This window comes from Caulobacter sp. AP07 (genome assembly GCF_000281955.1).
In the GTDB taxonomy this organism is placed as follows: Bacteria; Pseudomonadota; Alphaproteobacteria; order Caulobacterales; family Caulobacteraceae; genus Caulobacter.
In genome coordinates this window covers 1-6,862 of record NZ_AKKF01000315.1, presented here as the reverse complement: position 1 = coordinate 6,862, position 6,862 = coordinate 1, and the positions used below count along the sequence as shown (strand labels likewise).

General features: G+C 70.7%; 5 protein-coding genes. 4 read left to right on the top strand and 1 reads right to left on the bottom strand.

The genetic code is table 11. The annotated features are described in order from the left end of the window. Nucleotides 1–262 precede the first annotated feature (262 nt). Together PMI01_RS25765 and PMI01_RS25760 are read left to right on the top strand one after the other, a co-directional pair. Entirely contained in the window at nt 263–895 is a 633-nt protein-coding gene (locus PMI01_RS25765) for a TetR/AcrR family transcriptional regulator (RefSeq protein WP_007676731.1), read from the top strand. A gap of 140 nt (nt 896–1,035) precedes the next feature. Beyond that, a complete protein-coding gene (locus tag PMI01_RS25760) occupies nt 1,036–2,628 on the top strand; it encodes an ABC-F family ATP-binding cassette domain-containing protein (RefSeq protein WP_007676729.1) in 1,593 nt (530 codons plus the stop codon). Between the two features lie 17 nt (nt 2,629–2,645). Here the strand turns inward: PMI01_RS25760 and PMI01_RS25755 are convergent, their stop codons facing one another. After that, the gene (locus PMI01_RS25755; RefSeq protein WP_007676727.1) at nt 2,646–3,503 is read right to left on the bottom strand and encodes a patatin-like phospholipase family protein; all 858 of its coding nucleotides are present in this window, start codon (nt 3,501–3,503) and stop codon (nt 2,646–2,648) included. 197 nt (nt 3,504–3,700) lie between these two features. Between PMI01_RS25755 and PMI01_RS25750 the strand changes: the two genes are divergently transcribed. Then, nucleotides 3,701–5,884, top strand: coding sequence for a TonB-dependent receptor (locus PMI01_RS25750; protein ID WP_007676726.1), 2,184 nt, complete (start codon nt 3,701–3,703; stop codon nt 5,882–5,884). Further along, nucleotides 5,884–6,862 (top strand): PepSY-associated TM helix domain-containing protein (locus tag PMI01_RS25745; protein WP_007676724.1); only part of this gene is annotated, 979 nt, incomplete at its 3' end. The genes PMI01_RS25750 and PMI01_RS25745, both read left to right, overlap by 1 nt.

The following is a 6,862-nucleotide window of genomic DNA, read 5'->3' as shown; positions in this document are numbered from 1 at the left end:
CGGCGGCCCCCAGCCGCTCGGCGACCCGGCGGCCGGTCTTGCCGGTGGCGCCAAGCACCAGGGTCGGGCCGGCAATCTCGTTGTCGCGTGTGGTGTTGGTCATGGATCCGCTCCGCTTCAAGAACGTGAGTGATACTCACATTCAAATGTGATAAATCCTCATGTTTTGTTGTCAAGCGCGATCGTGAAGGCGGATTTCCCTTGCGGGCGCGGGTGTGCTCGATAATCTGAGCGATACTCACATTCGAGGAGGGCCAAGCCCATGTCCGAAGAGGCGGCTATCGCGGCGACCGTGGCGCGCCGGGCCCCGGCCCAACAGCGCAGCCGCGAGCGGCTGGAGCGGATCCTGGCGGTTGCCTCCGACCTGATCGCCCGTAAGGGCAGCGACCAGATGAAGATGAGCGAGATCGCCGACCTGGCCGGCATCTCGATCGGCTCGCTCTACCAGTACTTTCCGGACAAGAGCGCGATCATCCGCACCCTGGCCGAGCGCTTCAATGGCGAGAGCCGCAAGTGCATCGAGGCGGCGTTGGCCGACGTGCGCGGCCTCGACGGCCTGCTGGCCGCCTATTCCGGCCTGGTCGATCAGTACTACCAGATCTTCCTGGCCGAGCCGGTGATGCGTGACATCTGGTCGGGTATGCAGGTCGACCGGCAACTGGCCGAGATCGAGCTGGCGGAGAGCCGGGCGGCCGGGGCGCTGCTGGCCGCGGCCATGATGCGGATTCGCCCCGACTCCGATCCGGAGCGGACCGCCTCGACGGCGTTCCTGATCTGGCATCTGGGCGAGGCGACCATGCGCCTGGCCGTTTCCTACGACGCCGTCGAGGGCGCCGCCCTGGTCGACGACTTCAAGCGGATGACCGTGCGCGAACTGGCGACGCCGCGAGATTGATCCGTGCGATCGCCCTGAAACTTGCCGAACCGCGTTCCCTCGTCTAGAAGACCCCTCCCGGATTCAACCGATGGAGGCAGCCATGATCAGTGTGATGGACGACCGTTTCGCCCTTCCCGCCGTTCTGACCATGGTTTCGCATGCCCACCTTCATCACCCTGGACTCCGTAAGCGCCGCCACGCCTGACGGCCGCGTCCTTTTCGACAATCTGAACCTGACGATCGGGGCCGAGCGCATCGGCCTCGTTGGCCGTAACGGCGTGGGCAAGTCCACGCTGCTGGGCCTGATCGCCGGTGCGCGGGCCCCCGCTTCGGGGACGATCGCCCGGGCCGGCGTGGTCGGCGTGCTGCCGCAGGTCCATGCGCCGCCGCCGGGCGCGCGCCTGGCCGACCTGCTGGGCGTCGGCTCCGCCTGGGACCGCCTGTGCCGCATCGAGGCGGAGGAGGGGACCCCCGAGACCTTGGCCGACGACCTCGCCGAGGCCGACTGGACCCTGCCCGGCCGCGTCGCCGCCGCCCTGGCCGAGGTGGGCCTGTCGCGCTGGGACGCCTCGTGCCCGGCCGCCGAGCTCAGCGGCGGCCAGGTGACCCGCGCGGTCCTGGCCGGGCTGCTGGTGGCCGCCCCCGACGTCATCCTGCTGGACGAGCCGACCAACAATCTCGACGCCGCCGCCCGCAGCCTGCTGGCCGACGTGCTGCGGCGCTGGCGCTTCGGCGCGGTGGTGGTCAGCCACGACCGGACCCTGCTGCGCGGCATGGACCGCATCGTCGAGCTGTCCAGCCTGGGCGCGGCCAGCCATGGCGGCGGCTACGACCTCTATGCCGAGCGCAAGGCCCAGGCGGTCGCCGCCGCCGAGCACGCGCTGGAGAGCGCCGAGCGCGAAGTGCGGCGAGCGGCCCGCGACGCCCAGATCGCCCGCGAACGCAAGGCGCGCCGCGACGGGGCCGGTCGCCGCCAGGCCGCCAAGGGCGCGGAGCCGAAGATCCTTCTCGGCGCTCGGGCCGAGCGCGCCGAGAACAGCGGCGCGCGCGAGGGCCGTCTGGCCGACCGCGCCGCCCAGGACGCCGCCGCGCTGCGCGAGGCCGCCGACGCCCGGGTCGAGCGCCTGCGCCGCCTGGCCTTCGACCTGCCGTCCTGCGGCCTGCCGGCCGGGAGAGTGGTGCTGGACTTCGACGGCGTCGGCTTCGCCTATCCGGGCGGGCCGACGGTGCTGTCGGGTTTGGGCTTGCGGCTGACCGGGCCGGAACGGGTGGGGCTGGTCGGCGGCAACGGGGCGGGCAAGTCGACCCTGATCAAGCTGGCGACCGGCCTGCTGGAACCGACGGCGGGGGTCGTGACGCGGGGCGTCCCGGCCGCCCTGCTGGACCAGAAGGCGGCGGTGCTGGACGAGGGCCAGACCATCCTGGAGAACTTCCGCCGCCTCAACCCGGCCGCCGGCGAGAACGAGGCCCACGCCGCCCTGGCCCGGTTCCTGTTCCGCAACGTCGCCGCCCATCAGGGGGTGGCGACGCTGAGCGGCGGCGAGCGCCTGCGCGCCGCCCTGGCCTGCGTGCTGATGTCGGCCGCCCCGCCGCGGTTGCTGATCCTCGACGAGCCGACCAATCATCTGGACCTCGACTCCATCCAGGCGGTCGAGGGGGCCCTGGCCGGCTATGACGGCGCCCTGCTGATCGCCAGCCACGACGAGGACTTCCTCGAGGCGGTGGGGGTGGAGCGACGGGTCGCGCTGTGAGCGCCGGCGCGGCTCCGTCAATGCTGGTGAGGGAGCAGCGCCCTGGGGACGATCTGTTGCGTCAGGCCGCCCGTCTGGATCCATAGCCGGGTGCTGGCGGCGGCGCGCCTGATCAGGTCGTGCGAGTGCATGAAATTGAACGGCGAGACGTCGAGGGGGCAGAGGTTCGGCGCCACATGGACCTGGACCGAGCCGGTCAGGAGTTTCAGGTCGCGCACCATCTGGTGGGCGACCAGCAGGGTGATGGCGTGAAGGCCGCGCGCGACCGCGCCGGAGGGCGGGGCCTCGAGCGAACAGGCGAAACCGGTCGGCAGGACGATGATCCGGTCCGCACCCAGTTCGGCGGCGGTGAGGATCGGCGTGTTGCCGCCGATCGCCCCGTCGATCAGGTCGTCGTCGCCGATGCGCACGGAGGGGAACACGATGGGGATCGCCGCGCTGGCCAGGATCGCGTCGATCGCCGGGCCGCGGGACAGGCAGACGGAAACGCCTCCCAGATTGGTCGCGACGACGTGCACGGGAATCTCCGCGTCTTCGAGGTTGCGGAACGGCAGATGCGTCTGGATGACCCGTCGCAAGCCCGAAGGATCAAAGAGGCTTCCCGAGCCGCTCAGCCACCCGAACGCGCCGCGCACGGAAAGCGGGAAGACGTCGGCGCCTTTCAGCTTCCGCCAGATCTCGGCCAGACGGGCGACGCCGTCGGGAGCGGGGTTGCCGGCGAAGAAGCCGGCGTTCAGCGCCCCCACCGACGCCCCGACGACGAAGTCGGGCCGCTCGCCCGCCCGTACCAGCTCGCCGAGCATGCCGACCTGAACGGCGCCCAGGCTGCCGCCGCCGGCGAAGACAAAGGCGGTTTTTCCCGGATGATGCGTCATCGCCTTCTGGCTCCTGGGACCCATCCAGAAAATGGGCCCGAAGAGGCCTGTACGCACGGCTTTTCGAGAGGAAGCGCCGTCCCGCGCCAGCGCCGCGCGCGCCTGGGCGCAATGGGCAAGGAGTTATTGCTAATCACTCTCAACAACAGCTATACGCGGCGCCAACTGCAGTTCAGCACAGTCGGGCGTCGATCATCATGCAAACCCTTCCCGTCGGCGGGCGTCGCCGCCGCGCCTCGGCCCTTGCGGGCCTCAGCCTGATCGCGCTCGCCGTCGCCACCGCCGCCCAAGCCAGCGATTTGGCCGGCGATTTGACAGGGGATCTGGCCGACGACCAGGCCACGCCGGCCAATGTGGAGCAGGTGATCGTCACGGCCGCCCGCACCATCCTGCCGGCCAGCGCCCTGCCGCTGACCGTCGACGTCATCGATTCCCAGAGCCTGTCGCAGCAGGTGGCCATCAGCGGCTCGGTGATCGACGCGGTTTCCAGCCTGTCGCCGTCCTTCTCGCCCACCCGCCAGAAGCTGTCGGGAGCGGGCGAGAGCCTGCGCGGCCGCTCGCCGCTGTTCGCCATCAACGGCATCCCGCAATCGACCCCGATCCGCGACGGCTCGCGCGACGGCTATACGATCGATCCGTTCTTCATCGACCGGGTGGAGCTGATCTACGGCTCCAACGCCTTGCAGGGCATCGGCGCCACCGGTGGCGTGGTCAACCAGGTGACGGTCGGTCCGCCCAAGCAGGATGGGATCAGCGGCCGCACCCTGGTCCAGGCCAGCGTCGGCCACGACCTGGGCGACAGCGCCGGCGGCAAGCTGGCCGGGCTGGTCGGCTGGCGCGGCGGGGCGTTCGACGCCACGGTGGGCGCCGCCTACGAGGCCCGAGGGGCCTTCTATGACGGCGACGGCCACCGGGTCGGCATCGACACCACCCAGGGCGACGTCCAGGATTCCAAGGCCCTGTCGTTCTTCGGCCGCTTCGGCTGGCAACTGGGCGAGACCACGCGCATCGACCTGGTGGCCAACCGCTTCGAGCTGAAGGGCGACGGCGACTACATCGTCAAGGCCGGCGTCCGCGCCGCCAACCTGCCGGCCACCAGCGTGCGCGGCGCCGTGCCGGGCACGCCCGCGGCCAACCGCGCCGAGACGCTGTCGGCCTCGCTGACCAACACCGACCTGGCCGGCGGCAACCTGATCGCCCAGGTGTTCTTCAACCGCACGCGCGACACCTTCGGCGGCGACAAGGGCGTGACCTTTCAGGACGCGACGATCGCCCCGCTGGGCACGCTGTACGACCAGTCCTCCAACCGTTCGCGCAAGCTGGGCGCGCGGATCAGCTACGAGCGCGCCGTGCCGAGCTTCGAGGCCCTGACCGCCACGGTCGGTCTCGACGGCCTGACCGACCGCACCGAGCAACTGCTGATCCAGACGGACCGCGTCTGGGTGCCGCCGACCAAGTTCGAGAGCCTGGCGCCCTTCGTCCAGGGCAACCTGAAGCTCCTCGACGGCAAGGTGCGCCTGAACGGCGGCGCGCGCTTCGAGAACGTCACCCTGAAGGTCGACGACTTCACGACCCTGGCCTTCTATGGCGCGCGCCACGTCGGCGGTGGTTCGCCCGAGTTCAAGGCCACCCTGGTCAATGGCGGCGTCGTGGTCGAGCCGACCAGGGGCGCGCGCCTCTACGCCAGCTACGCCGAGGGCTACACCGTGCCCGACGTCGGGCGGATCCTGCGGTCGATCAACAAGGACGGCGTCGACGTCGACAACTTCCTCGACATCAGCCCGATCGTCTCCAACAACCGCGAGGTCGGGGCCGAGTTGAAGCGCGGGCCGTTCGACGCCAGCGCCACCTATTTCTGGTCGTCCTCGAAGCTGGGCCAGTTCCTGGTGGCCAACAGCACGGGCGTGTTCGACGTCCAGCGCCAGCGGGTCGAGATCGAGGGGCTGGAACTGAACCTGAGGGCCCGCACGCCCGTCGAGGGGCTGATGCTGTCGACCGGCTACGCCCGCCTGCGCGGCAAGACCGACACCAACGCCGACGGCAAGGTCGACAAGGACCTGGACGGCGCCAACATCTCGCCCGACCGCCTGAACCTGGCCGCCGACTACCGGCGCGGCAAGTTCAGCACCCGCCTGCAGGTGCAGTCCTACCTGAAGCGGAACATGCAGGGCAGCACGGTGAAGGACGACTTCAGCGGCTACACCCTGGCCGACGTCTTCGTCCGCTACGAACTGCCGGTCGGGGCGCTGTCGCTCGGCGTCCAGAACCTGCTGGACAAGCAGTATATCAGCTACAATTCCGACACGACCAACCCGGCCAACGACAAGTTCTTCGCCGGGCGCGGGCGGACGGCCACCCTGGGCTGGGACACCCGCTTCTGATGAAAACCCTGCGACTCATCCACCGCTGGACGGGCGGGCTGATCGGCCTGCTGCTGGCGGTGCTGGGCCTGACCGGCACGCTGCTGCTGCACGAGGACGCCTATCTGCGCGCCACCGTGCCGCACGCGGCCGACGCCCAGGTCCAGGACACCGCGACCCTGGCGGCGGCGGCGACGCGGATCTTCACCGCGCCGGATCGGCCGCGCTCGATCGTCCTGGCCACCGAACGCTTCGGCCTGCACAAGCTGGCCTACAAGGGCGAGCACGCCGCCTATGCCGACCAGAGCGGCGCGATCGTCCAGGCCTGGACCTCCAACTGGACCCGGCCGGAGGTCTGGCTGTTCGACCTGCACCACCACCTGTTCAACGGCGACACCGGCGAGATTTTCGGCGGCGTCGCCGGCCTGGCCGGCCTGGGCTTCGTGGTCACCGGCCTGTGGCTGTGGTGGCCGACGCGGCGGATGTTCCACGTCCGGCTCTGGCCGCGCATGGCCAAGCGGGCGGCGATCGTCCACCACCACCGCGACCTCGGCGCCCTGGTCGCGCCCCTGCTGATCCTGTCGCTGACGACGGGCGCGACCATGAACCTCAAATGGTTCTCCGACGCGCTGCGCGCGCCGTTCACCCCGCCGGCCGTGATGAAGGCCGCCTCCGCGCCGCCGAAGGTCAAGGGCGGCAAGCTGGCCGGGGACCTGGACTGGGCCGCCGTGATCGGCGCGGCCCGGGCCCGCTATCCCGGCGCCGAGGTGCGGGTGATCAGTCTGCCGGCCAAGCCGGGCGGGCTGATCGGCGTGCGCCTGCGGCAGCAGGCCGAATGGCTGCCCAACGGCCGCACCCAGGCCTGGTTCGACCCCGCCGACGGCCGCCTGGTCGCCACGCGCGACGCCCAGGCCCTGCCGCTCGGCTCACGGATCGCCAACCTCGACTATCCGCTGCACGCGGCCAAGGTGGGCGGCCTGCCGTATCGGCTGGGGGGGG

Excerpts from the sequence above, each read along its gene's own strand:
- PMI01_RS25765 (WP_007676731.1), top strand. The coding sequence starts at position 263 with ATGTCCGAAGAGGCGGCTATCGCGGCGACCGTGGCGCGCCGGGCCCCG.
- PMI01_RS25760 (WP_007676729.1), top strand. The coding sequence starts at position 1,036 with ATGCCCACCTTCATCACCCTGGACTCCGTAAGCGCCGCCACGCCTGAC.
- PMI01_RS25755 (WP_007676727.1), bottom strand. The coding sequence starts at position 3,503 with ATGACGCATCATCCGGGAAAAACCGCCTTTGTCTTCGCCGGCGGCGGC.
- PMI01_RS25750 (WP_007676726.1), top strand. The coding sequence starts at position 3,701 with ATGCAAACCCTTCCCGTCGGCGGGCGTCGCCGCCGCGCCTCGGCCCTT.